Here is a 21838-nt window from a genome sequence, read left to right as displayed (position 1 = left end):
TCCTTCATTTCGCATCCGTCGCTTGGTCATCACAAGAATGAAGGATGCGGTGCTGTCCGGGAGGGGCGTGGCGGTAAGAGATGACCCGGCAGTGGCTAGGATGATCATGGACACCCCAGTGACTAGAGACGTCAGGTCTGCAGCTAATTGCCAGACGAGCACGGTGGGCGTTGACAAGGCTCCGAAGCTGGCAGTGGGCCTCCGGGCTTACTGTTGCAGCAGCAATCCCGATAGCTGAACGGGTGTATCCGTTACCGACATCTTCGGTGATGGACTGAGCAGACAATGCTGTAATCGAGCTGGGTCAGTAACCTACTGCCGGCTTCTGCTCGATGTAGTTGATGATGAAGAAGCCGTCGAAGGGCACCAGCTCCACGTACCAGCGGGTTGGCTTGGCCAGCCCGGCCCAGTCCGTTGGATCTGCCGGCGTGCCGGGGGCCGGACGGTAGATGGCATCAAATTTCAGGAACGTGCCGTTCACTGTGGCACTGGAAGAGATTTCCTTGAGCAGTTCAAAACGCCCTTGAACCCCTTGACCGTCATTATTGGCGGCTACGGCATTGCGCAGGGTCTGGGCGGTGAGCTCCTGCTGCCCGGCGTAGTAGTCCTGCCAAGCAACATCGGTATGCGTGGTGAAGATTGTTTGCGCGTAGGCAATCCGGCCTTGTTCGGCCAGCCCCTCCACACATGCGTCTGCCACGGTGTCCGCCGTGTCGGCCCAGCCCCTGAGTACGTCCGTTCCCGCATTCACCCATGAGCTGTAGGAATTCAAGACGCTGGCGATTGATTCTGCCGGCGTGCCTTGCGGGATCCTTTCGGCCTTGACCGTGTCTGGAGGCAGGATCGGGCAGCTGGCGTCAAGGACTGATTCCGGGGATTGGCTTGCGGTGGGCAGCGGTGGCTGCGTGTGTGGCGTGCATCCGCCCAGTCCGCCCACCAGCACAAGTCCGAGCACCGCCGTCGTAATTGTCCTGCAAAATCTGCCCATGACATTCCCCCAATACTGTGCCGACCGGTTTGGTCGACGCGAACCAGTCTAATGTCCGGCGTCAGCAGTACGTGACGCGAACCGTCGGCGCCGAACGTGGGGTTTTAGACGCTGAATGTCGCATCCCCAACCGCCAGGACTCGTCACGCTCACCGCTTCCCGGGGAGCCTTGAGCGGGACTCCTGCCACTGGAAGTGGACTATTTCCCGGTGCGGATCAGTTGCCGCACAGGTTCTTCTTCATGGCGTAGTTGGTTAGCTGCACTCCGCCCATCACAGGATGTTGTTGTGCCTCGACGATGAATCCGTAGCGCTCGAAGAAGGGTCGGGCTGTGATGCTGACATTGGCGGTCAGTTCTGTCAGGTGCTCGGCGCGCGCGTGGGACTCCACGTGGCCGAGCAGTTGCCGTGCCACCCCGAGTCGTAGGTAGCCAGGGGCCACGAACATCATGTCAATATACCCTTGCGGGTCTACGTCGGAGAAGCCTGCTGGCTGTCCATCCACGGTCGCCACGTAACTGTTCCGCGCGTGCATCGCGGCGTGCCAGGTGGCTAGTTCTCGCGCTTCTGGCCGTGCCCACGCCCGAATCTGTTCCGGCGAGTAATCGGCGGCAGCTGTTTCGGTCACCGCGGCAAGGAAGTTCACCAATGTGTCTGCAGCATCTGCGAGACGGTAAGGCCGAATGGCAAATACTTGCACACTGGTGTTTGTTTTCAAGTCCACAGAACTACCATCCCACCTCTGCTGATCGCGACCGAACTGCGTTTGTCGCGGCCCGTAGCCGAAGCTCACCGGCACGTCGACAGCGGTCGCGGTGAATCAGCTGAGTTCAAACGCGACGACCCCAACCTCATCTTCATCGGAAAGTTCGGGGTAGTGGGTCCGCAGGCCACGCCGAAACTCCTCTGCGGACGTTCCCGGCGCGAGACACGCCTGTTCTGCCGTCATCTTATCCAGTCGGTAATGGCGAACGCTAGTGACCAGTCCTTTCAACGTGCGATGCTCCGCATCGTCCTCGAACGCGAATATGTGGGGTCCGGGAACCACCGGATCATCAAATCGAACCGTCGTAGTTTTGGTTCCACTTGCGACGGTGTCGTAGTAACGCTTGTTGAATCTCAATATTCGCTGGGAATCCGCGTCCGGAAAGAAGTATGTGTCCGGGAGCATCTTTCGAATCGGCCGCATCCTTGGACCGCTTTCACCAGGTACGGCAACCATTACGTCCGGGTGAAGATCCAACATCGCCTGCCGGCATCTTCCGCACGGCGGTATGAGTCCACGCCCTCCGTCGCCCGCAGCCGCCATGGTCATCAACGGTCCAGCACCTGTTGTCGCCGCCAGCCCCATCACTACGAATTCCGCGCATGGTCCACCAGTGAAATGGTATACATTCACGGACCGATGAATAACCCCGTTCGTATCCATCGCTGCCGCCGCGACCGTGTGATTCTTATCGGCACCAAGTGTCGAGGCAAGTTCTTCAGCTGCTTCGATGACTCGCAGCTCTGACTCAAATGGATTCATGGGCTCAGTCTGCCTTATCGGCCATATCAGTCAAGACACCAGTTGGACAGGCGCGAAGACGGACCAGGCGGAGAACGATGACACCGAAATTCGAACGGACTGTCCCGTCAGCCGGTCCTCTACCGGATGAACCAGGCGCTGACCTGCATTTTTCATTTTGCAGCTCACGGAGCGTCCGGTGGACCCGTCCGGTAACTCTTCCGATGAGGGGGTACCATACGGCACGGTTCTAGCACTGACTGAATCGCGTTCCTGCCAACCCATTTTGAGTTCGCAGTTTGACCCCTCACGGCGATCGCAGTTCTTACCGCCTGTGCTGCATTGACGCTCCTGCGAACGGACCCCCACTAGGCACCTCGGCGAAATTTGGCAGACTCACGTCACGTTTTACTCACGTTTTTCAACGATAGCCCACGCCAACCATTGGGATGTCAACAGGTACCCACTGACCCATGGCGCCCTGGGACCATGCGGCTTTTGACGGTCAACAGCGACGATAGGCATGAGTCTCCTGAGTTTCTCGTGGCCCTGGGCCCACCTCCCGTCCGTGGCACACGGACGCCATCCACCGGCGCCCACCCCCGATCATGCCCGCCGTGAATTCGAGTACGCACTTGTTGGACCGAATTGGCCCATTATGAGCGTTTTCCGTCGAACAACTGCGTACTCGAATTCAAAGAGGATAGATAGGGGCCAGCCTGGGGCAGCCGGAGTGACTACGAAAAGACGACGAGACCGTAGACGGCGAAGACGGCCAGGTGGGCAGCGCCGTGCATCGCCGTGAGCTTCTTGGTGGCGAAGGTGGTGACGGAGAGCAGCAGGGTGACACCGAGCAGGAGCAGGTTGGACGGGGACTCCGCCAGCGTGACGGTTTGGCCCGTGAACAGCCCGATCAGCAGCACCGCCGGGATGGTCAGCCCCACCGTGGAGACCAGGGCTCCGTGGCAGAGGTTGCCGACGCGCTGCGCTTCACCCGCCAGCGCCGCACGCAGCGTGGTGATGGTTTCCGGGAGGAACACGATCATGGCGATCAGGATTCCGGAGAGCGCAATGGGGGCGCCGGCACGGCCCAGGCCGTCATCCAGGAGGGTGGCCATGTCATGGGCGAGCAGCACGATCGGCAGCACCGTGATGACAAGGACGCCCAGGCGCAGCAGCACCTCGGTGCGGTGCTCGGCAAGAATCGCGGTGATGGGCTGGCGCGGAGCGGGGGCATCGACACCTGAGGAGGCTCCGCCGTCGGACTTTTCAGCGGGGGCAAACAGACGGGGATCAACCTCGGTGAAGTCGCCGGCCTGGGCGCCCATCTGGCGGATCAGGAAGAAGGCGTACAACCCGAGGGAGAGCACGATGATCGGGATTTCCTGACCTGTTGTGTAGGACCCGTCAACGCCGATCAGCGCCGGAAGGGCAAAGGCCAGGGAGGTCAACACGATGATCATGGCCAGGTAGGCGGATGTGCCGGTCCGGTTATGGCGCAGGCTGCCGTGCTTGAGGCCGCCGACTAGTAGGGAGAGCCCGATGACACCGTTGAGGATGATCATGGAGACGGCCATGACCGAATCCCGCGCAATGGTGGCGTGCTCGCCGGGGCCCAGCATGACAGCGGAGATCAGCACCACCTCGATCAACACAATCGAGAGCGTCAGGACCAGTGAACCGTAGGGGTCGCCGAGGCGGCGGGCAAGGTGTTCGGCCTCGTGCACCACGCCGAAGGCGCAGACGAGAATGACGGCGATGATGACGGCAAGGGCGCCGATCAGCAAGGGTGTGGGCACCGGGGGTTCCAGGAGCGGCGCGGCGAGCATGAGCGCGGCGACAGCACCCCAGCCCACAAGAATCCGGATGATGGCAGTGCGTGTGAAAATTGAGCGTGTGGTTGAGGAGACCATGGGGACAACCTGTTCCACGGGGTCGTCCCCGTGTCGCATGAACAAACGGGCCGTCCCGTCCGTGAATCTGAGCAATGAGGCGTCCGGGGCTTTGGCCGCGGCGGCTGCCTCCACCCAGAATATGCCACGGGGCATTGGGAGGCCAGTCTGCGGCCGTTGGCGCCAACGGCGGCACCGGCGATGTCCGACGTCGCACTCGGGGACATTGTTACGCGGAACTCCATCCCAGGTCACGCGAAAGTCCCGCTGCCAAGGACTGCGCTGCTACCGTGAGCCCAGAAACTCCCCCACAACAGCTTTGGAGTCACTGTGCCTTACAACCCCGCGATGCAAAAAGTTTCCCTGGCCGACGCACCCGTCGAAGTCTTTGGCAGGATCAGCAAGAAAACCGCTGTGCTCGACGGCGTATCCGTCACCGAAGTGACGTTCGGCGTCGGGGCCAAGTGGTCGGAAGACCTGAAGAACTACGCCGGAACAGAGCTGTGCGACCTCCCCCATGTTTCCGTGGTCACCGCCGGCACGCTGGCCGTGGAGATGAAGGATGGCGGCTATGAGGAATTCCGCGCCGGCGATGTCATGCTGCTCCCGCCAACGCACGAGGCTTGGTCCGTCGGCGAGACCGCCTGTACGTTCATCGAGTTCTCACGCGGCAACGACTACTACGCCTGATTACGCCAGCGGGCCGCCGGCAGCATCCGCGGGCTAAAATCAATGGGCAGCCCCAACGGTCCCGGGAAAGTCCGGCTTCAACACTGACGCATGAAAGATCAACCATGATTCCTGAACGTATGAACGTAGAGTCGTTCAACCTTGACCACCGCACCGTTTCGGCACCTTATGTTCGCGTTGCGGACCGCAAGCAGCTGCCTCTGGGCGATGTCATTACCAAATATGACGTGCGCTTCACCCAGCCCAACGTGGCCCACCTGGACATGAAGTCCATCCATTCGCTGGAGCACCTATTTGCCGAGCACTCGCGAAACCACTCGCACGCCGTCATTGACTTCTCCCCCATGGGCTGCCAGACCGGGTACTACCTGATCCTGCAGAGCGAGCCGGACCTGCCCGCCGTAATGGCGTTGATCGAGGCCACGCTCACCGACGTGCTGGAGGCCACCGAGGTGCCTGCCGCCAATGAGATCCAGTGCGGCTGGGGCGAAAGCCACTCCTTGGCCGGCGCCCAGGGTGTGGCCCGGACCTTCCTGGCCCAGCGCTCCGAGTGGGAGCAGGTCACCGCGTGAGCACCGCCATCTCCAGCACCTCCGCATCCAACACCGCCGCCGCCGCGGTTGCCGCACCCGCCATGACCGCCGTGGAGGTCGTCATCATTGCGGCCATGGCGGAGGAAATCGCCCCCTTCCTGGCACGCGCCGATGCGGTCGCCGAGCCGGTTCCGGTGGGCAATTCCGTCCACCGGATGGGCCTGCTCAACGGCCACAACACCTTGTTCGTCCAGGGCGGCATTGGCCTGGTGAACGCGTCCGGCGCCGCGACCTCCGCACTGCTCTTTGCCAGCCGCAGGAACGACGGCGGCCGCACTCCGCTGGTGATCAGCGCCGGAACCGCCGGCGGTCTCGGCGACGCCGTCCGCGTAGGTGACGTGGTCATCGGCACCGACACCATCAACGCCGATGCCGACGCACAGGCCTTCGGCTACCAGCGCGGCCAGGTCCCGGGCATGCCCGTGTCCTATCCCGTGCCGGAGTTCCTGTTGGCTGCCAGCTTCGTTGACGTGACTGGTGCGAACCTTGTGGACACGGTGCACCGCGGGCTCATGGTGTCCAGCTATTCCTTCGTGGACCGGGACCGCGCCGTGGTCATCAAGGGCCATTTTGACCAGGTCCTGTCCACGGACATGGAATCCTCGGCCATCGCGGCGACCAGCCACGCCCACAAGGCCCCATTCCTGGCAATCCGCGGCATCTCCGATCTTTGCGGCCCCGCCGCCGAGGCGGACTTTGCCACGCACGTGGACGACGCCGCCGAACGCTCGGCGGAAATCACCGTAGCCGTGATCGACTCCTGGTTCGCAGCCGGTTCACCGCGCATGGACGCAGCGTCCGCCTACGCATAGCACGTAGCGGGCCCGGCGCTGGCCCTAGGGAGTGTCCGGCGCGGGGCCCGTCATGAGCACGATGACCCTGGCAACTTCGTCAATGAACTCCCGGGTTGGCTCGCGGTGGGAGGGTTCGGTCAGCACCCGCTGCACCAGGGCTTCGGTGATGCCGCCGATCAGGATCAAGCTGCTCAGCCCCTTGGGTGCCGACTCGACGAGTCCGGCATCGGCGAAGGCATCAAAGGCGGTGTCGACGGCGACCGCGAGACGCCGGATGGTCGCCCGGCGCTGTTGTTCCAACGCCGCCGAAACGCCGACCGCCTCGATTTCCATGACCCGCGCCTTCCGTTCGTCCGCCAGCATCGGCCCCAGCGCCGCGGACACCAGGCTTCGCACTGCCGTGAACAGGTCCGGCGCATGCTCAATGCCGCCGCCGTTGATGGTCGCCAAGACTTCATCGTTAAGTTCAAGGTAGAGGCGCGTCAACAGTTCCTCATGGTCGGCATACAGTTCGTAAAAGGACCGGGTGGATACCTTGGCCAGCTTGCACACGGTCTGCACCGTAGTGGAACCGTAGCCCAGGGTGCCATGGAGTTCGAGGGCCGCCTCGAGCAGGCGCCGCCGCCGCTGCTCATCACGGGCATTGCGTGCGGTGCCGTGCCACAGGCCTGAGCCGGCTTGGGAGTGCGCTGGTGAGTCCGCCGTCATGCGCGCTGGTCCTTTCGTCAACAAATCATTGAAAACGCATATTTTCAGTGTAATACTGCTCACATGTCATATCTAGTGAAGCCTGAACACCTCGCCGCTGCGGTGACCGGCGACATTGCCGTCAATGAATCCCTGCCCCGCACCGCCGTCATCGGCGCCGGATCCTCCGGGATCACCGCCGCCAAGGCCCTTTACGCTGCCGGTGTGCCGTTCGACTGCTTTGAACGCGGCAGCGCCATCGGCGGCAACTGGCTCTTTGCCAACCCCAACGGCCAGTCGGCGTGCTATGACACGCTGGAGATCAACACCTCCGGCCCTCGCATGGCGTTCTCCGACTTCCCCATGCCCAGCGACTACCCGCCCTATCCCCGGCATGACCTGGTGCATGCCTACTTTGAAAAGTACGTGGACCATTTCGGCTTCCGGCACAAGATCACCTTCAACACCACGGTGGAGGACGTCAGCCGTGATTCCGGAGGCGGCTGGCTCGTGCGCACCAGCGGCCCCGGCGGTGAACGCACGGAGAAGTACGCTGCCGTCCTGGTCGCCAATGGGCACCACTGGGATCCCAAATGGCCGGAGCCCGCCTATCCCGGCACCTTTGATGGCGAACAAATCCATGCCCACAACTACAACTCGGGAGACCAGCTCGAGGGGAGGGACGTCGTCGTGGTCGGCGCGGGAAATTCCGCGATGGACATCGCCGTCGAAGGGTCTTTCCGGGCCAAGAGTGTGGCGCTCTCGATCCGCCATGGGCAGTGGGTGCTGCGCAAGTCACTGCTTGGCAAACCCAGCGACCAGGTCGCCCTGCCCGGCTGGATGCCGTGGTGGGTGACGGGGCTGCGGCTGCGGATCGGGGCCCTCACCTCGGGCAGCCTGCGCAGGTACGGGCTGCCAACGCCGCCGCACAAGCCGGGGCAGTCGCACCCTGTGCAGTCCGACCAAATCCGCACCCGCATCGCCGCCGGGAAGATCGCCGTGCATCCGGGCATTGAGCGTTTCGACGGCGACTCCGTGGTATTTCTGGACGGCTCACGTGCTCCGGCGGACCTGATCGTGTGGGCCACCGGCTACAAGGTGAGCTTCCCGTTCCTGGACCCCGCGCTGGTCTCGGCCGCGAACAACGACCTGCCCCTCTGGAAGCGCACCGTCCACCCCGAGCTGCCCGGACTGTTCTTCATCGGGCTGGCGCAACCCGTGGGCGCCGTGATGCCCGTGGCCGAGGCGCAATCCGCCTGGGTCGCCGAGATGCTCACCGGCCGCTATGCCCTCCCGGCCGGCGCCGAGATCCGGGCGCAGCTGACCCGCGACCATGAACGCAACAAGAAGCAGTTCTACGCCTCTCCCCGGCACACCATGGAAGTGGATTTTGACCACTACCTTTGGGACCTCGGACGCGAACGACGGCGGGGCCAACAGCGGGCGGCCACCGGCGGCACCGCGTTCCCCCGGCACAGGGACGAGCCGCGGAGTGAAGGCGACGGGAGCAAGGCATGAACGCCCCAGTGAATCTCAAGGGGAAGGTCGCCGCCGTCACTGGAGGCGCCAATGGTATCGGCCGGGAGATCGCGCGGGCCCTCGCCCAGGCGGGCGCCAAGGTGGCGATCGGGGATCTCGACGGTGAAGCGGCACGGTTGACGGCGGAAGCGCTCACGGCGGCAGGGCTCGATGGTGCGGTGTTCGGCGTCGAACTTGATGTCACGAGCAGCTCCTCCTTTGCCGGATTCCTGGCAACAGCGGAAGCCCGGCTGGGCCCGGTTGATGTCCTGGTGAACAACGCGGGCGTCATGTGGGTGGGGCCGTTCGATGCAGAACCAGAGGCAGCGGCCGAACGCCAGATCACTGTCAATCTGCTGGGCGTCATCAGGGGCGTGAAGCTCGCCGCCCCGGCGATGGTGGCACGGGGTTCGGGCCACATCATCACCATCGCTTCGGCGTCGTCGATACTGACAACGCCCGGCGAGGCGAGCTACTCGGCGGGCAAGCACGGCGTTCTTGGCTATCTCAAGGCGGTCCGTGAGGAACTGCACCGCTCCCCCGTTCAGCTGTCGGTGATCATGCCCGCCGTGGTGGACACCGCACTGGCCGCCGGGACGGGAACGGGTGCCGCCAAGCTGCTGCAACCGGCAGACATCGCGGCGGCGGTACTGGCCACGATTGACCGGCCGCGTTTTGAGGTCACGATCCCCGCCTACATCGGGCCACTTATGCGGTTCATCAACGTGCTGCCTGGGCAGGTGCGCGATCTGCTGATGCGCCAGCTCGTACCAAACCAGGTCCGCGAGGTGGACCGCGGAGCCCGCGCCACGTACGAGGCGCAGTTCGGCGAGCCCGACTAGGACCAGCGGTGCGGAGACGCTCCACACCCAACACGGTTGGCAGCAAGGCTTAACCGACTAGGAATTCCTTAGTGCATCGATCAATTCCTGTTTGCGTTGGCGCGAATACCCCTTGAGGCCGATTTCCCGTGCCTTCCCGCGGAGCTGAGCAACAGTCCATTCCTCGTAGGGGCTGGACTTGCCACCCTTGCGGCCCACAGTCGCACGCCCTGCTTTGGCGGCAGCGTTGGATATCCGGGCGGCTTTTTGCTGGGAGGCCCCGTCGTCACGCAGCGCCTGGTACAGCTCGGGATCTTTTATACTGGGGTTCTTTTTCTCTGGCATGTCCGGACTCCCCTTCATCATCGGCACCCAATCGGTGCCTGAATCGCTACTGGTGGGTATTCAACGCTAGAGGCGTGGCAGCCCAGAAGCAAGGGAAGACCCCTCCAGCCACGGTTTCCGTCCACCATCCGCAAGCTGGGCTCCAGTGACAAAATTGGAGTGACATCCCGCACAAATGCGCTGCTCCTGCGACGATCTGAGTGCAAGACCATTAAAAGTCCTCTTGTGACTTTTCCGTGGGTGGGTTCACCGTTGCACCGTCACGTCTTCAAACCTTTTCGCTCAGCTGGCGGGCTGTTGTGGCGATCCATCGCTGAGATACCGGACACCGGCCCTGTTTCCTTGTGCGGGGTGCGGGAAACTCGTACGGGAGGGTGTGTGCTTCGTCGAGAATGACCCTGGGCCGTAGCGTGTGGCTTCTTGTTTCGCCGAGAATGGCCCGGAGCCGCGATATGCCACCAAGGTTGCGCCCTTCTCACGAGCCTGCACCATTTTCGACGAAACACGGTCAGAATGCTGCGAGTGTGGCCCATTCTCGGCATGTGTTTCCAGCTCAACCTCGGCGGAGCCGCTGGGATCGGATGATCTGGCCTGTCAAACACTGTCGCTAAGACCAGGACGGGGTGCCCTGCGCCCCTGCCGAAACCAGCCAAGGCAAAAACAGCCAGGGCGACAGCGGCTTGAACGCTGCCAGCCGGGATGGTGGGTCCCAGGCTGAAGCACCCACGAAAGAGCCACAAGAGCCACAAAAAGGACTTGAAAAACGCGGCAGCTGCGGCGGATGATGATGCGTCGAACTCGCGCGTGTTTGTCATCGCGGCCCGAACGAGCTTCGCTGTCAGCGGGTGCAGGCACATTCTCATTGGCGACATCGCCATACAGCCGACCTTCGGAGAAGCGAAGCAGGCTGACCGGGGCGGCGTCCTGGCAACGCTGACCAGGAACACCTGCGGGTGGGAGCCATTGACTGCGGTGATGTCACTCAGCGTCAAGGTTTCCGCCACGACGGCGTACAGCACCGGCTAGGCTCGGGCTCAGGCTCAGGCTCAGGCTCAGGCTCAGGCTCAGGCTCAGGCCCGGGCCCGGGCCGAAGCTAGCTGCCTTCCGCCGTCCGCCGATGCGCCGGCCCCTGCGAAGCGGAGGGGCCCTCCGTCGCAGGATCCGGCGCGGCACGGTCATGCTTCGGTTGTTCCTGCGGCGTCTGCTCCTGCACAACCGGCTCCTGCACTGCACGGTCAGGGGTCGAGCGTCCTTGTGGCCCTGGATGCGAACCATTCACGTCCGGATCCACCACGTCCGCTTCGTGCAGTTTCTCCTGCGAAGCTGCTGCATCGTTGGCGGCCTGAGAGCGCTGCCGCTCCGCCTCAAGCTTCAATCGCTCGGCTTCCACCGCGGCCTGCTCAGCGTCCGCGGCTGTCCGATCGGCCGCCACATGCCGTTCACGGGCATCGAGCGCAACTGCCTTCCCCTCGTCGCGCAGCTTCGCGGCATGCCCGCGCTCCTCCTCTTTCTGCTCTTCAACCAAGCGGCGGCGCCGTTTGGTACCGACTGCCAGCAGTAGGCCAATGACGGCCAAAATGACGACGATCGCGACAATTACCCAAATCAAAGCCGTGCTGTCCATGAAAACCCATCTCCTATCGTTGCCGTCAAAACAGTGCACACGAGCCGACGCTGATCACGCTGCACACCTGATAGCGGGGCACTTCCCATCATGCACCGTTAGCACGCAATTGCACAGCATCTTGAGGCAACACAGCACCCGATGTAAAGACAGGCCGCATGCTATGAGGATGGCCGCGACGAAAGCAATGGGCGCCCACTGCAAACCCTGCGGCATCGCCGGCAACCGGGACCAGGTAGCCGCGGTCAACATTGCCAAGCGCGTCATCACAGGACAAACAACCCTAAAAGTTGACCGGCTTACCGGACGCAAACGCATCAAGACAGCCATCCGCACTCCGGGCAAGCGGGCCCCACCGGATAAGAACGCACTAACACCCAAACGGACCAGACATAAACGTGTCAAGAGCTCCGCTGCGGCAACCATGACAACGGTCAAAACAGTAACGAACTAGAAACTTCGCCCTGCACCTCAAGCGTCGGTGTGGGACACGAACCAGCCAACAGGCACTCGTGAATAACCGACCCCTACCTCTGCTGCCCGGTACCAGAGGTAGGGGTCGGTAGACGCTTCACTTTCCGTCGGGCCAAGTCGTTCACATGCCAACAAACGAATTTGAGGAGGCCGTTGACAATCACGTGGTTTGCGGGGAGCACAACTACCTGGTGATCATGTGCGCGGAAGCTGTGCCGTGGCGCTGCAACCGTTCCATGTCCTGCGGTCCGTCGCTCGCGTTGACCACACCAACCTCAGCGATCCGCCCGAGCTGGCCGACCTGGACAAGAACTAGGCATAAACGTCGTGAAGTCGGCAAGAATTTGGCCGCATCAACTGTCGTCGCGCCGTCTTACCCGCGGGTATAGGTAAAGTCCACCAACAAGTCCGAGCGCGAAGACTAAGGCAACCACCGCGCTGCTGAGGCCTCCCACTACTATGTAGAAAATCAATGTCGTGGAACCGGCGATCAATACCCCAACCAGCACCAATACAGCCTTTAATATGCAATGGCCGGCAGCGACCACTTTCTCCTTTTGACGCAGCCTAAATAATTTGCGGTGCAGAGTCACGGGCACCAGCATCAGGCAAGTCGTTACAGCCGCTAAAACAACCAGGGCCAGGTAAATGGTGACGGCGGTGGAGTCCAGTTCAGCAAAGCGGCTCTGGAACGGAAGCGTCAACAAGAATCCTGCAATAATTTGAACGCCGGTTTGCAAGACGCGCAGTTCCTGCAAGATGTCATCCCAGTTGCGATCATGCTGTTCGTTCCTTGTCTCATTGCGACCGGTTGACGCACTGCCGGCTTCTTGCCCGCCAGCTTCGTGGGATTCCATGGTTGCTACTTTCCGTTGATGCTTCCCCAAACAGGCCGCCAGCATGCAAATGTCAGACTTTTTTCAGGGCACTGCCTTTATGCATGGCCACGTGCTCGGTTTTGTCGCTCTTGATTTCATATTGTGGTTCCTCAGTGCTGCACCGACGCATGTGGCCCTTGTAGTCAACGTCGCTCGTGTGGACTTTGGTGATTTTGCCTTCCACATACCCGGCTTCGGAATTCCAGCGCACGTGGTCCCCAACGGAGAATTCATGTGACATCTTGCTACTCCTTTCCTTCGCTCTCCCACCAACTGTCCCGGGCGGCGGCGGGAGGATGGCGGACTGTTTACTTCTTGGCCCTTGCGGCAGCGGTCTTTTCAGTTTCCGCACCTTCGTGGCTCAATGTTCCCTCGCTGTTTTCCAGATGGGCACGCAAGAACCACTGGAAAAGTTCCAGCTTGGCTGTTTGGCCGATCAGCATGTCTTCAGTAATCGGGTCAAGCGCCCCTGTTGCTGCGAGGGCGTCCCGGTGGCTTGAGACGACGCCATCGTAAACGATGTCCAATGCTGCCAGGTGCTCCGTGGTCGAGGCACGTCCCACAGCGTAGTCATCCCAGGCGCGTTCCCGGACCAAGGCCCCGGGCAGGCCATTGGGGGACATACCCAGTGTGGCAATGCGCTCGGCGGTTTCGTCAATCATGGCCCGGACAAGTTCAATTTGAGGATCCAGCATTTCATGGACCCCAATGAAATCGCGGCCCACGACGTTCCAGTGGGCGTGCTTCAACGTGAGCTGCAGGTCATTCAATGCATAAAGCCTGCCTTGCAGGATGACTGCTACTCGGCGCCCAGCCTTGAGTGACAGGCCAGGAACAGTATATTTGTTGGCGGAAGTTTTCTTGGAAGCCATTAGAACTCCTCTTCAATCAAAACGGTCGATCTTCAACGACCGTCGTAGATTCACCGTAACGAGTCAAACACCGGAATTCTAGTCTGGGCTCGGGCGGAACCGGCCGATGGCCCTGAAATTCCTGCCCTCGCCCCAATCTGACAAAAATGCAGCTGCTACACCGTCGGCCGCTACTTTCAAGGTGCCACGACGGCTGGCCCGTGGATTATCCGGACGCATGACTTCTGCCACTCAAGGAAGCGGTAGGTGCCCTCTGATTTGCGGTTCTAGCGGACGACATTTTTGTCCATGGTGCGGTTGGCTGCGGGCCAGCGGCAGCCGGTTAATGAGGTGGTGTCGGTACCGTTGCCTGCACACTGAACTGGTGCTGGCATGCAGCCCGCGCAAGGCATACGGTCAAAATACGGCGTAGCTGGTTCCATGCAGTGCCGACCGGGTCGATGCGAAGAACCATGTCCTTGCTGCGGGATTGTGGCCGTGCCCGGCTGACCGGTTTGTGGTCCCGCGGCCTCTGAAGGGAAGTGGTGCCATGCTGTACAACGACGAACGCTATCTCTCCACCCATGTGCTGGTGATCGGCACCGGGGGCGCCGGTTTGCGCGCCTGCATTGAGCTCGCGGAAGCAGGGCTGGACGTGTTGGCCGTGGGCAAGCGGCGCAAACACGACGCGCACACCACCTTGGCGGCTGGCGGCATCAATGCGCCCTGGGCACCATGGATCCGCAGGATTCCTGGCAGCAGCACGCCGCCGACACGTTCAAGGAGTCTATTCTGCTGGCCGACCCGTGAGTGGTGGAAACCGTGGCTCGGGGCGTGCCACAAGGCCTTGCGGATTTGGAACGCTGGGGTTGCCCGTTCGCCCGGGACGCTGACGGTAGGATCAGCCAGCGTTTCTTCGGCGCCCACACTTACCGCCGCACAGCCTTTGCCGGGGACTACACCGGGCTTGAAGTCCAACGGGCCTTGCTCCGGCGTGCCACTGAACTTCACCTGAACATCGTGGACACCATCTATGTCACCCGCCTACTGGTCCACGAGGGGCGCGTGTTCGGGTCTTACGGCTTTGACGTGACCAATGGCAGCCGCGTGAACATCCACGCGGCTGCAGTAATCCTCGCTGCTGGTGGGCACACTCGGATCTGGCGGCGCACCTCCTCGCGAAGGGATAAAAATACCGGGACACCTTTCGTCTTGCTGGCCTGGCCGGGGCGAGGCTGCGAGATGCGGAGCTGGTCCGATTTCATCCCTCCGGAATTCTGGAACCCGAGGACATGGCAGGAACGCTGGTTTCGGAGGCCGCCCGCGGTGAGGGCGGCATCTTGCGCAACGTCAACGGCTAACTCATCATGAGCAACTATGATCCGGATCGCATGGAACTCTCCACCCGGGACCGGGAGGCCTTGGCTGCCTTCACGGAGATCGTGGAAGGCCGCGGTACACCCAAAGGCGGCGTGTACCTGGATGTTTCCCATCTACCGCGAGAAACTATTCTGGCAAAGCGGCCGCGCGTGTATCGGACCATGCTGGACCTGCAAATGCTGGACATCACTACCATCCCCTTGGAAGTCGCGCCGACAGCGCACTACTCCATGGGCGGTGTCTGAGTGGAACCGGGGCGGGCAACCCTGGCGCCTTTTGCGCGTCCCGGTCAAGGAACAGAAGAAATTCGTGTCAGCGGCGTCCAGATCCCGAACAGCCTGTTGCAGCGGGACGCTGGAGACCTCGTTCAGCAACTCCCGTTCCGGCGTTCACTTGGAGGCCGTCCAAGCAGCACCCACATCCTTGCTGGACAGGTGCGTGCCAGTGTCTGCGTAGTGGGCTTTGCTTAGGGCCAGGGCATCGTTGAAAGCCACCCGGACACAACCAAAAAGAAAGACGGGCAATGGCCGCTTGTTGGCCTGAGTCCGGGTACACCCGATAACGGTAACGGCGCATGCCTCCAGTCAATCACCAGGGTCTGACATTATCCGACGAAAACTAACCGGGCGTCACCGTCTCCAGGTGCCGCTCACACGGCCAATGCTTGACAACAGATGCAGTGTCCGTGCTTTCCGCGACCGGCACCCAGCCCGGATGGCAGAAATACTGCCGGATCAATCGTCACTCAAAGTCTGGCAGGAATTGTGGTGACACTGTCAACACGCCAGTTCAGTCGTAACTATGGGCTGCAATGCCACAGACACCTTGAAAAACACTCAGCCAGTGACGGGATCGACGGTGTAGCGTAGCCACACGACACTGTCCCCAAGGTCTTCCACACTGGAGAGATGAAGGGCAACCGGGCTGACGGAACTGTACGGTTCACGGGCGGTAAAGAAGCGCGGGGCGTCCGGGTCGCCGTTGGCGATCGGGGCCAGCACCATGCTGACCTCGTCCACGAGGCCGTTTTGTAGGAAGGACCAGTTGATGGTTCCGCCGCCGCCCACCATGAGCCGCTTGATGCCCAGCCCATGAAGCTTGGACAGCATGAGCTCATAGTCGACTTGTTCGCCGCCGGCCATGATGTAGGAGATGCGTTTACGGCGCAGAAAGTCCTTGTAGGCGTTGCTTGCCTGATCCGTGAGCACCTCAAGGAAGTGGGCGGGCACGCCCCCATACCCGAACGTGTTGTCTTCCCAGGCCAGCTCGCCGCGCGGGTCGATTGAAACGTAGTACATGCCCGCTTCAGGTTCGGCTAGGAAGTCCCCGGCAGGGACGTCCGCGGCCTGCTCGTCCAGGCCTGGTTTGTTGTAGTGGGTGATGTTGTCTTCCGTGGACGTCTTGCCGTTGAGGTAGGCGTCAATATTGAGCACCTGCCGTTCCGGGGTCAGCGCAAGATCCTGGTAGTGCTGGCTGCCCGCTTCGAACGCCGGCAGGTCCATGCCATTGATGTTTCCATCAAGAGCGGTGTGAGTATGGATGATGACATACGGGCGGCTCACTTGAGCTTCTTTCCTGGAGTGTCAACAGTTGTGTCTCTGGTCGCTATATGGATACTGGTGGCGTCTGGGAGGTCCCGCAGCGCTTCCAGGTCGTAGCTGAAACGCCCCATCCGCACCAGCCCGGGCCACCGTCCGGGACTGCCATAGAAAAGAACAAATCCCTGTGTGGGTGCGTAATAGCCAATTTCCCCTGGCTGGGGAGCATCGGCATCCGGCACGCCATGCAGGGTCAGGGACCGGCCCAGAGACGCCACCTTCTCCACGTTGTTGAAATCATTAAAGATGAGATCCAGGGGAAGCATCCCGGCCAGTTCGCCCGCCACGGGATGGTCATACAGTTCTGCCTCAACATGGATGCCGTCAATGCTCAGTGCAATCTTCATGCGGTTCCTTAGGATTAGTGGTCGGTGGATTCCTGCGCCTTGATCGAGGAACGCGGGGCACCGTATTCGGTGGCCGCCCACGACGCCAGCAGCTGCAACGCCTGCTCGGAGGCGGATCCCGGTTCGGCCGCGTAGATGGTCAGTGTCAGGCCGGGCTCGGCTGCCATCTCCAGTCCTTCGTAGGCGAGGGTGACCTCGCCGACAACGGGATGATGAAAGGTTTTTGAGCCCGTGCCGTGATGGCGGACATTGTGCGCACCCCACCGGCGCCGAAACTCCTCAGAGCGGGTGGACAGTTCCCCGATAAGGTCGTGGAGTTCCTTGTTATGGGGGTCCCGGGCCGCTTCGGTGCGCAGGATGGCCACATTCACCTCCGCGAACAACTCCCAGTCCGGGTAGAAATCGTGTGCCCGCTCCTCAAGAAAGGTATGCCGGGCAATGTTCGGCGACTGGCCCGGCATGTCATAGACGTCCTTATAGAAGGCGCGTGCCAAATTGTTGGCGGCCAGCAGGTCCATGCGCCCGTTGCGCACAAAGGCAGGTCCGGCCGTCACGGCGTCGAGTGTCCACTGCAGGCTTGGGTGTGCCACCCATGTTTTGGTATTGCGGCGCCGGGGCGGCCTGGCGACCGGGCTTGCGGCGTGGGCGAGGTCGAACAGGTGTGCGCGTTCGGCGTCATCAAGGCGGAGCGCCTTGGCAATGCTGTCCAGGACTTCGGGTGAGGCACCGCTGATGGCACCGCGCTCCATGCGGGTGTAGTACTCGATGCTCACCCCGGCCAGGGTCGCCACCTCGTTGCGGCGCAGCCCCTTGACCCGCCGGTTGGTGCCTGCCGGAAGGCCGACCTGCTCCGGATTAACCAGGGCACGGCGTGAAATCAGAAATTCACGCACTTCAGCTCGATTGTTCATACCCTCCACAGTAGCCACGGACCGCCCGGACTGGGAGTCCCTGCCGGTACCCCTCACAACAGGGACTCCCCCACTGTCCGCAGCGGGTGTTAACTGGATGAACGACAGCCAGCCGCACCCCGCCTGTGGACGTGCACTGCCCCAACCACCAGGAAGAACCCCCGTACCTTGACTTCAGAATCTGCGCCGAACGGCCAGGGCTGCGTGCGCATCTTGGACGCTGCAGCAGAGAAGGGTCCCCGCCGGACGCAGGCGGTGCCGCTCAAGCAGGAAATCCGCGCAGCCCCCGTGGGGCGCCACCTGCCGTTGCCTGCACTGTTGGTCATGGCCCTGATGGGCTTCATCCTTATAGCCACCGAAACTATGCCGGCCGGACTTCTGCCGCACATTGCGGCCGGCCTGAACATTGCCGAAGGTACGGCTGGGCAGTTGGTGAGCGCCTATGCCTTGGGCACCGTCGTGCTCACGATCCCGGCCATTGCGCTCACCCGCGGCATGCGACGCAAACCAGTCTTCCTGGTCGGAATTCTGGGATTCCTGCTCGCCAACACCATAGCGGCATTCTCGGCTGACATCGTACTGACCTTGGCCGTCCGCTTTGCCGCAGGCGCGTTCTCGGGGCTGTTGTGGGGGATGCTGGCCGGGTACGCGCGCCGCATCACGGCCCCGGAACTTGCCGGCCGGGCCCTGGCCATCGCATCCATCGGCACGCCGCTGGGGTTGGCGCTCGGGACTCCGCTCGGTTCCTGGCTCGGCTCCACCTTCGACTGGCGTTGGTCATTTTGGGCACTCACCGGAATGGCAATTCTCACTGCCATTCTGGCCTGGCTGCTCGTCCCCGACGCCCCCGGCCAGCGGGCCGAGTCCCAAATCCCCATGCTCAAGGTCTTCGCCATCCCGGGTGTGTCAGTGATTCTCCTGGTGATCTTTGCCTGGATGCTCGCGCACAACACCGTCTACACCTATATCGCCGCCTACCTGCGCTCGGCCAATATTCCTCTGGGCGTCGATGTGGCTCTGGTGGTGTTTGGCGCATCAGCCTTGATCGGCATCTGGATTACCGGCGCACTCATCGACCGTGCCCCCTGGCTCCTTGTGCTGGTGAGCCTGTCAGTGTTCCTGACGGCCGGTGTGGTCTTCTTCGCCGGCGCACACTCCCTTGTCGCCGTGCTGATCGCCCTGGTCCTGTGGGGGGTTGCCTTCGGCGGTGCAGCGCCGCAGCTGCAGACGGCTATCAGCGAGGCCAGCGGTGAGAATGCCGACGTAGCGAATTCCCTGCTCGGCGTCGCCTTCAATGTCGCCATCTTCGCCGCCGGCGTCCTCGGGGCCGTGCTGATCACCAGCTTCGACGGCATGGTCCTGCCCCTCCTCATGATCGGCCTCGCCGCCACGGCCCTGATCATCGCCTTTACCGCACGCCGCGCTGCCTTCCCCGTCCATCGCTAACCCGACCCCACCTCAGGAGAACCATGTTCACCGTCAAGGCCTATGCCGCCCCCTCAGCCACCGAAGCACTCTTCCCCACCACCCTTGAACGCCGTCCCGTCGGTGCCCTTGACGTTCTCATCAACGTCAAGTTTGCCGGGATCTGCCACTCCGACATCCACACCGTCTGAGGCGATCGGGGCCAGCAAAGCTACCCCCTGCCCCCCGGCCACGAAATCGCTGGCATCGTCACCGAGGTCGGCACGGCCGTCACCAAGCACGCGGTTGGCGACCGGGTCGGCGTCGGCTGCATGGTGAACTCCTGCCGAGAATGCATCCACTGCCAGGCAGGTGAGGAACAGTACTGCCTGGCCGGCATCACCACCTTCTCCCCTCTCAACCATTGGGGCGCCGGACCGGGAAAGAAGGTCGCTATTGTTGGCCTCGGCGGGCTCGGCCACATGGCCGTGAAGATCGCCCACGCCATGGGCGCCGAGGTCACCATCCTGTCCCAAACCCTCAAGAAGCACGACGACGGACTCAAGCTGGGTGCCGACCATTTCCAGGCCACCAACGACCCGGAAACCTTCACCAGTCTGGCCGGCAGCTTCGACCTGATCATCAACACCGTCAGTGCCGCGATCGACATCAACGCCTACCTGCGACTGCTCACCCTCAACGGCGCACTCGTCAACGTCGGCGCCCCGGCGGAACCACTCCCTGTCCAGGCGTTTTCCCTCATCACCGGACGGCGGTCCTTCGCCGGTTCCCTGATCGGTGGCATCCTCGAAACCCAAGACATGCTCACCTTCTGCGCCGACCACGGCATCGGCTCAGAAATCGAAGTCATCCGGGCCGAACAAATCAACGACGCCTACGAACGTGTACTGGCCTCCGACGTCCGCTACCGCTTCGTCATCGACACCGCCACCCTCTAAGAACGCCACCTTCCAAAGCAGGGCAACCCGAACCCCGCCAGCCAACGCAACACCGCCTACAGAAGGGAATACACCATGCGGGGAAAGCTCTTCCTGGCCGCGCCACTGGCAGCACTGGTGGCTCTGGCCGGCTGCACAACACCCACCAGGGCAGAGTCGGGACCCACCAGGGCAGAGACGGGGACAGGGACCCTGCCACCACAGATACAAGGGGCCACCACTGCCTCCGACACTGCTCCGGCACCCGCGGCAGCCACTCCGGAACCTGCCGTTTCCCCTGACGAAGACGTACTCGTCCGCTTCACCGCCGGAGAAACAACCGTTGACGTGACCATCACTCCCGACAATCCCACCGCCAAGGACTTCCTGATCCTGCTTCCGCTGACCGTGCCTGTGCCTGTGCCTGTGGAGGAATTTGCGGGCATGGAGAAACTGGCCCATCTCCCCCGCGATCTCGAAACAGCAGGATCCCCCGGTTCCGGCCCCGAGAATGGATTCCTCATCTACTACATCCCGTGGGGAAACCTCGGCTTCCACTACACCACGGACGGCATCGGATACTCGGACCAAATCATCCATCTGGGCATCTACAACGCCACCACCGAACCACCAACCCAGCTTGAAGGCGACAATATCACCGTACACATCGTCAAATAGGCACGCCGCCCGGCCCGCGGACAGCGCGAAGCCCTGTTGCCGATCCTGGATGAGCTGAATATGCCACTGCGGTGAGAATCACCACGAGAATCGGGAGAAAAACAGCCTTGGGCTGGGAAGATTGAAGGGCAGCATTTACCACTGGAGGCCCCCATGAACACCCTGATCCAAAAATTTCTTGCCCTGTTTTCCACTTCCCGGGACGAACTCTCGGACTCTTCAGAGGCCAGGCCCGAACCAGGCGGGATGCCGCTGGCCAGTGCCACCTACTTGCGCGAGTTTGCTCAGCGGCTTGGGCTTGAAGTGGACGATCTCTCGCCCGCCGAACAGGCGGAATTGAAAAGCCGGCTGGATGAGTCGATGGACTTCCGGGAGAACAACTACGGTTTCCTGTACCACGAGGTCTACCGGCTTGGACATGGTTACTCCCTGGCCGACGCCAATCGCGTCAGCGCACGGATCAACGAAATCAGTGAAGAGCAGGCTGCCAGCGCCTACTTGGATTACCGCGAGAACGCTGTGGCGGCCGAAGCCTTGATGGCGGCTGGTGCGCTGCTGCAGAAGGAAGGCGAAGCGGTCGCAGCCCAACGTTTGTTCGGCCTGGCTGATGCCAGGCGCCACCGCAGTTCACGACTGGCCGTCAGAGTGGAGAACGCACTGGTCATCGAAACTGCCCAGAATGACGACTCGGCTGTGGCGGGCCAACCCCACTCAGTGACAGACAGCGCCGCCGACGAACAGGTCCCTGAGGCCGGGCTGGAGGGGCTCATGGAGGACGCGGGTGAGGCCGATGCCGCGGCTGAGACTGCAGCTGAGACCGACAAGCCGGCCCAGTAGGACCGCATGGGGCCGAGCTACGGAAAACAGGCGTGACGAGGCCGGCGACCCCGAGCGCGACGGCCGTTGCAGGAGGCACTGGCA

The 21838-nt window shown here is 62.2% G+C and carries 24 protein-coding genes and 2 pseudogenes; 12 read left to right on the top strand and 14 right to left on the bottom strand.

Annotated elements, in window-relative coordinates; translation table 11 throughout:
- Window positions 1-304: 304 nt before the first annotated feature.
- The 4 genes from art_RS01970 to art_RS01955 all read right to left on the bottom strand — a co-directional run bounded on the left by art_RS01970 (window position 305) and on the right by art_RS01955 (window position 4407).
- A complete protein-coding gene (locus tag art_RS01970; RefSeq protein ID WP_157875098.1) occupies window positions 305-988 on the bottom strand; it encodes a hypothetical protein in 684 nt (227 codons plus the stop codon).
- Between the two features lie 216 nt (window positions 989-1204).
- On the bottom strand, window positions 1205-1711 hold the full coding sequence (locus art_RS01965) for a GNAT family N-acetyltransferase (protein WP_253901443.1): 507 nt from the start codon (window positions 1709-1711) through the stop codon (window positions 1205-1207).
- A 96-nt stretch (window positions 1712-1807) separates the two neighbouring features.
- Window positions 1808-2515: an ASCH domain-containing protein gene (locus art_RS20745; RefSeq protein WP_052135904.1), complete on the bottom strand. Its 708-nt coding sequence runs from the start codon at window positions 2513-2515 to the stop codon at window positions 1808-1810.
- Between the two features lie 716 nt (window positions 2516-3231).
- Entirely contained in the window at window positions 3232-4407 is a 1176-nt protein-coding gene (locus art_RS01955) for a calcium:proton antiporter (protein ID WP_038468303.1), read from the bottom strand.
- 309 nt (window positions 4408-4716) lie between these two features.
- Here art_RS01955 and art_RS01950 point away from each other — a divergent pair, with 309 nt between their 5' ends.
- From art_RS01950 to mtnN, 3 genes are all read left to right on the top strand, one after another.
- A complete protein-coding gene (locus art_RS01950; RefSeq protein ID WP_216699575.1) occupies window positions 4717-5076 on the top strand; it encodes a hypothetical protein in 360 nt (119 codons plus the stop codon).
- A gap of 104 nt (window positions 5077-5180) precedes the next feature.
- Window positions 5181-5648, top strand: a complete 468-nt coding sequence (locus art_RS01945; protein WP_038462164.1) for an S-ribosylhomocysteine lyase — start codon at window positions 5181-5183, stop codon at window positions 5646-5648.
- On the top strand, window positions 5645-6481 hold the full coding sequence (mtnN, locus tag art_RS01940) for a 5'-methylthioadenosine/S-adenosylhomocysteine nucleosidase (RefSeq protein ID WP_052135903.1): 837 nt from the start codon (window positions 5645-5647) through the stop codon (window positions 6479-6481). The genes art_RS01945 and mtnN overlap by 4 nt, the downstream gene beginning before the upstream one ends.
- Before the next feature lie 24 nt (window positions 6482-6505).
- On the opposite strand, the gene art_RS20740 is transcribed toward mtnN, so the two are convergent.
- Window positions 6506-7171 (bottom strand): TetR/AcrR family transcriptional regulator, encoded by a 666-nt coding sequence (locus art_RS20740; RefSeq protein WP_052135902.1) that lies wholly within the window; start codon window positions 7169-7171, stop codon window positions 6506-6508.
- A gap of 63 nt (window positions 7172-7234) precedes the next feature.
- Here art_RS20740 and art_RS01930 point away from each other — a divergent pair, with 63 nt between their 5' ends.
- Window positions 7235-8668 (top strand): NAD(P)/FAD-dependent oxidoreductase, encoded by a 1434-nt coding sequence (locus art_RS01930; RefSeq protein ID WP_082000052.1) that lies wholly within the window; start codon window positions 7235-7237, stop codon window positions 8666-8668.
- A complete protein-coding gene (locus art_RS01925) occupies window positions 8665-9510 on the top strand; it encodes an SDR family oxidoreductase (protein WP_038462163.1) in 846 nt (281 codons plus the stop codon). Before art_RS01930 ends, art_RS01925 begins: the two co-directional genes overlap by 4 nt.
- A 57-nt stretch (window positions 9511-9567) precedes the next feature.
- Here the strand turns inward: art_RS01925 and art_RS01920 are convergent, their stop codons facing one another.
- Window positions 9568-9834: a Rho termination factor N-terminal domain-containing protein gene (locus art_RS01920; protein ID WP_038468293.1), complete on the bottom strand. Its 267-nt coding sequence runs from the start codon at window positions 9832-9834 to the stop codon at window positions 9568-9570.
- A 756-nt stretch (window positions 9835-10590) separates the two neighbouring features.
- Here art_RS01920 and art_RS01915 point away from each other — a divergent pair.
- Window positions 10591-10860, top strand: coding sequence for a hypothetical protein (locus art_RS01915; RefSeq protein ID WP_157875097.1), 270 nt, complete (start codon window positions 10591-10593; stop codon window positions 10858-10860).
- 67 nt (window positions 10861-10927) lie between these two features.
- Here art_RS01915 and art_RS01910 read toward each other — a convergent pair whose 3' ends face one another.
- Window positions 10928-11458, bottom strand: a complete 531-nt coding sequence (locus art_RS01910) for a hypothetical protein (protein WP_052135901.1) — start codon at window positions 11456-11458, stop codon at window positions 10928-10930.
- Window positions 11459-11627: 169 nt separating this feature from the next.
- Between art_RS01910 and art_RS01905 the strand changes: the two genes are divergently transcribed.
- On the top strand, window positions 11628-11912 hold the full coding sequence (locus tag art_RS01905) for a hypothetical protein (protein WP_157875096.1): 285 nt from the start codon (window positions 11628-11630) through the stop codon (window positions 11910-11912).
- 373 nt (window positions 11913-12285) lie between these two features.
- On the opposite strand, the gene art_RS01900 is transcribed toward art_RS01905, so the two are convergent.
- The 3 genes from art_RS01900 to art_RS01890 all read right to left on the bottom strand — a co-directional run bounded on the left by art_RS01900 (window position 12286) and on the right by art_RS01890 (window position 13682).
- Window positions 12286-12789 (bottom strand): DUF6328 family protein, encoded by a 504-nt coding sequence (locus art_RS01900; RefSeq protein WP_052135899.1) that lies wholly within the window; start codon window positions 12787-12789, stop codon window positions 12286-12288.
- A 52-nt stretch (window positions 12790-12841) separates the two neighbouring features.
- A complete protein-coding gene (locus art_RS01895) occupies window positions 12842-13051 on the bottom strand; it encodes a DUF2945 domain-containing protein (RefSeq protein WP_038462161.1) in 210 nt (69 codons plus the stop codon).
- A gap of 67 nt (window positions 13052-13118) precedes the next feature.
- On the bottom strand, window positions 13119-13682 hold the full coding sequence (locus art_RS01890; RefSeq protein ID WP_038462160.1) for a Dps family protein: 564 nt from the start codon (window positions 13680-13682) through the stop codon (window positions 13119-13121).
- 529 nt (window positions 13683-14211) lie between these two features.
- Here art_RS01890 and art_RS01885 point away from each other — a divergent pair.
- A pseudogene (locus art_RS01885) lies at window positions 14212-15283 on the top strand (FAD-binding protein); the annotation flags it as partial.
- 147 nt (window positions 15284-15430) lie between these two features.
- Here art_RS01885 and art_RS23220 read toward each other — a convergent pair.
- The 4 genes from art_RS23220 to art_RS01870 form a co-directional block, all read right to left on the bottom strand.
- A complete protein-coding gene (locus tag art_RS23220) occupies window positions 15431-15535 on the bottom strand; it encodes a hypothetical protein (RefSeq protein WP_157875095.1) in 105 nt (34 codons plus the stop codon).
- 342 nt (window positions 15536-15877) lie between these two features.
- Window positions 15878-16603 (bottom strand): dihydrofolate reductase family protein, encoded by a 726-nt coding sequence (locus tag art_RS01880; RefSeq protein ID WP_038462159.1) that lies wholly within the window; start codon window positions 16601-16603, stop codon window positions 15878-15880.
- The gene (locus art_RS01875) at window positions 16600-16986 is read right to left on the bottom strand and encodes a cyclophilin-like fold protein (RefSeq protein ID WP_038462158.1); all 387 of its coding nucleotides are present in this window, start codon (window positions 16984-16986) and stop codon (window positions 16600-16602) included. The genes art_RS01880 and art_RS01875 overlap by 4 nt, the downstream gene beginning before the upstream one ends.
- A 14-nt stretch (window positions 16987-17000) precedes the next feature.
- Window positions 17001-17897 carry a helix-turn-helix transcriptional regulator gene (locus tag art_RS01870; RefSeq protein ID WP_038462157.1) on the bottom strand — a complete coding sequence of 299 codons (897 nt, stop codon included), beginning with the start codon at window positions 17895-17897 and terminating at the stop codon, window positions 17001-17003.
- 168 nt (window positions 17898-18065) lie between these two features.
- Here art_RS01870 and art_RS01865 point away from each other — a divergent pair, with 168 nt between their 5' ends.
- From art_RS01865 to art_RS01850, 4 genes and pseudogenes are all read left to right on the top strand, one after another.
- On the top strand, window positions 18066-19343 hold the full coding sequence (locus art_RS01865; protein WP_253901442.1) for an MFS transporter: 1278 nt from the start codon (window positions 18066-18068) through the stop codon (window positions 19341-19343).
- A 23-nt stretch (window positions 19344-19366) separates the two neighbouring features.
- A pseudogene (locus tag art_RS01860) lies at window positions 19367-20260 on the top strand (NAD(P)-dependent alcohol dehydrogenase).
- Window positions 20261-20335: 75 nt separating this feature from the next.
- The gene (locus tag art_RS01855) at window positions 20336-20917 is read left to right on the top strand and encodes a cyclophilin-like fold protein (RefSeq protein WP_038462156.1); all 582 of its coding nucleotides are present in this window, start codon (window positions 20336-20338) and stop codon (window positions 20915-20917) included.
- Between the two features lie 153 nt (window positions 20918-21070).
- A complete protein-coding gene (locus art_RS01850) occupies window positions 21071-21754 on the top strand; it encodes a hypothetical protein (RefSeq protein WP_038462155.1) in 684 nt (227 codons plus the stop codon).
- The last annotated feature ends 84 nt before the right edge of the window (window positions 21755-21838 follow it).

This window comes from Arthrobacter sp. PAMC 25486 (assembly GCF_000785535.1).
Lineage (GTDB): Bacteria > Actinomycetota > Actinomycetes > Actinomycetales > Micrococcaceae > Specibacter.
Note: the sequence above shows the minus strand (reverse complement) of the source record. Positions and strands in the feature narration are given on the sequence as shown.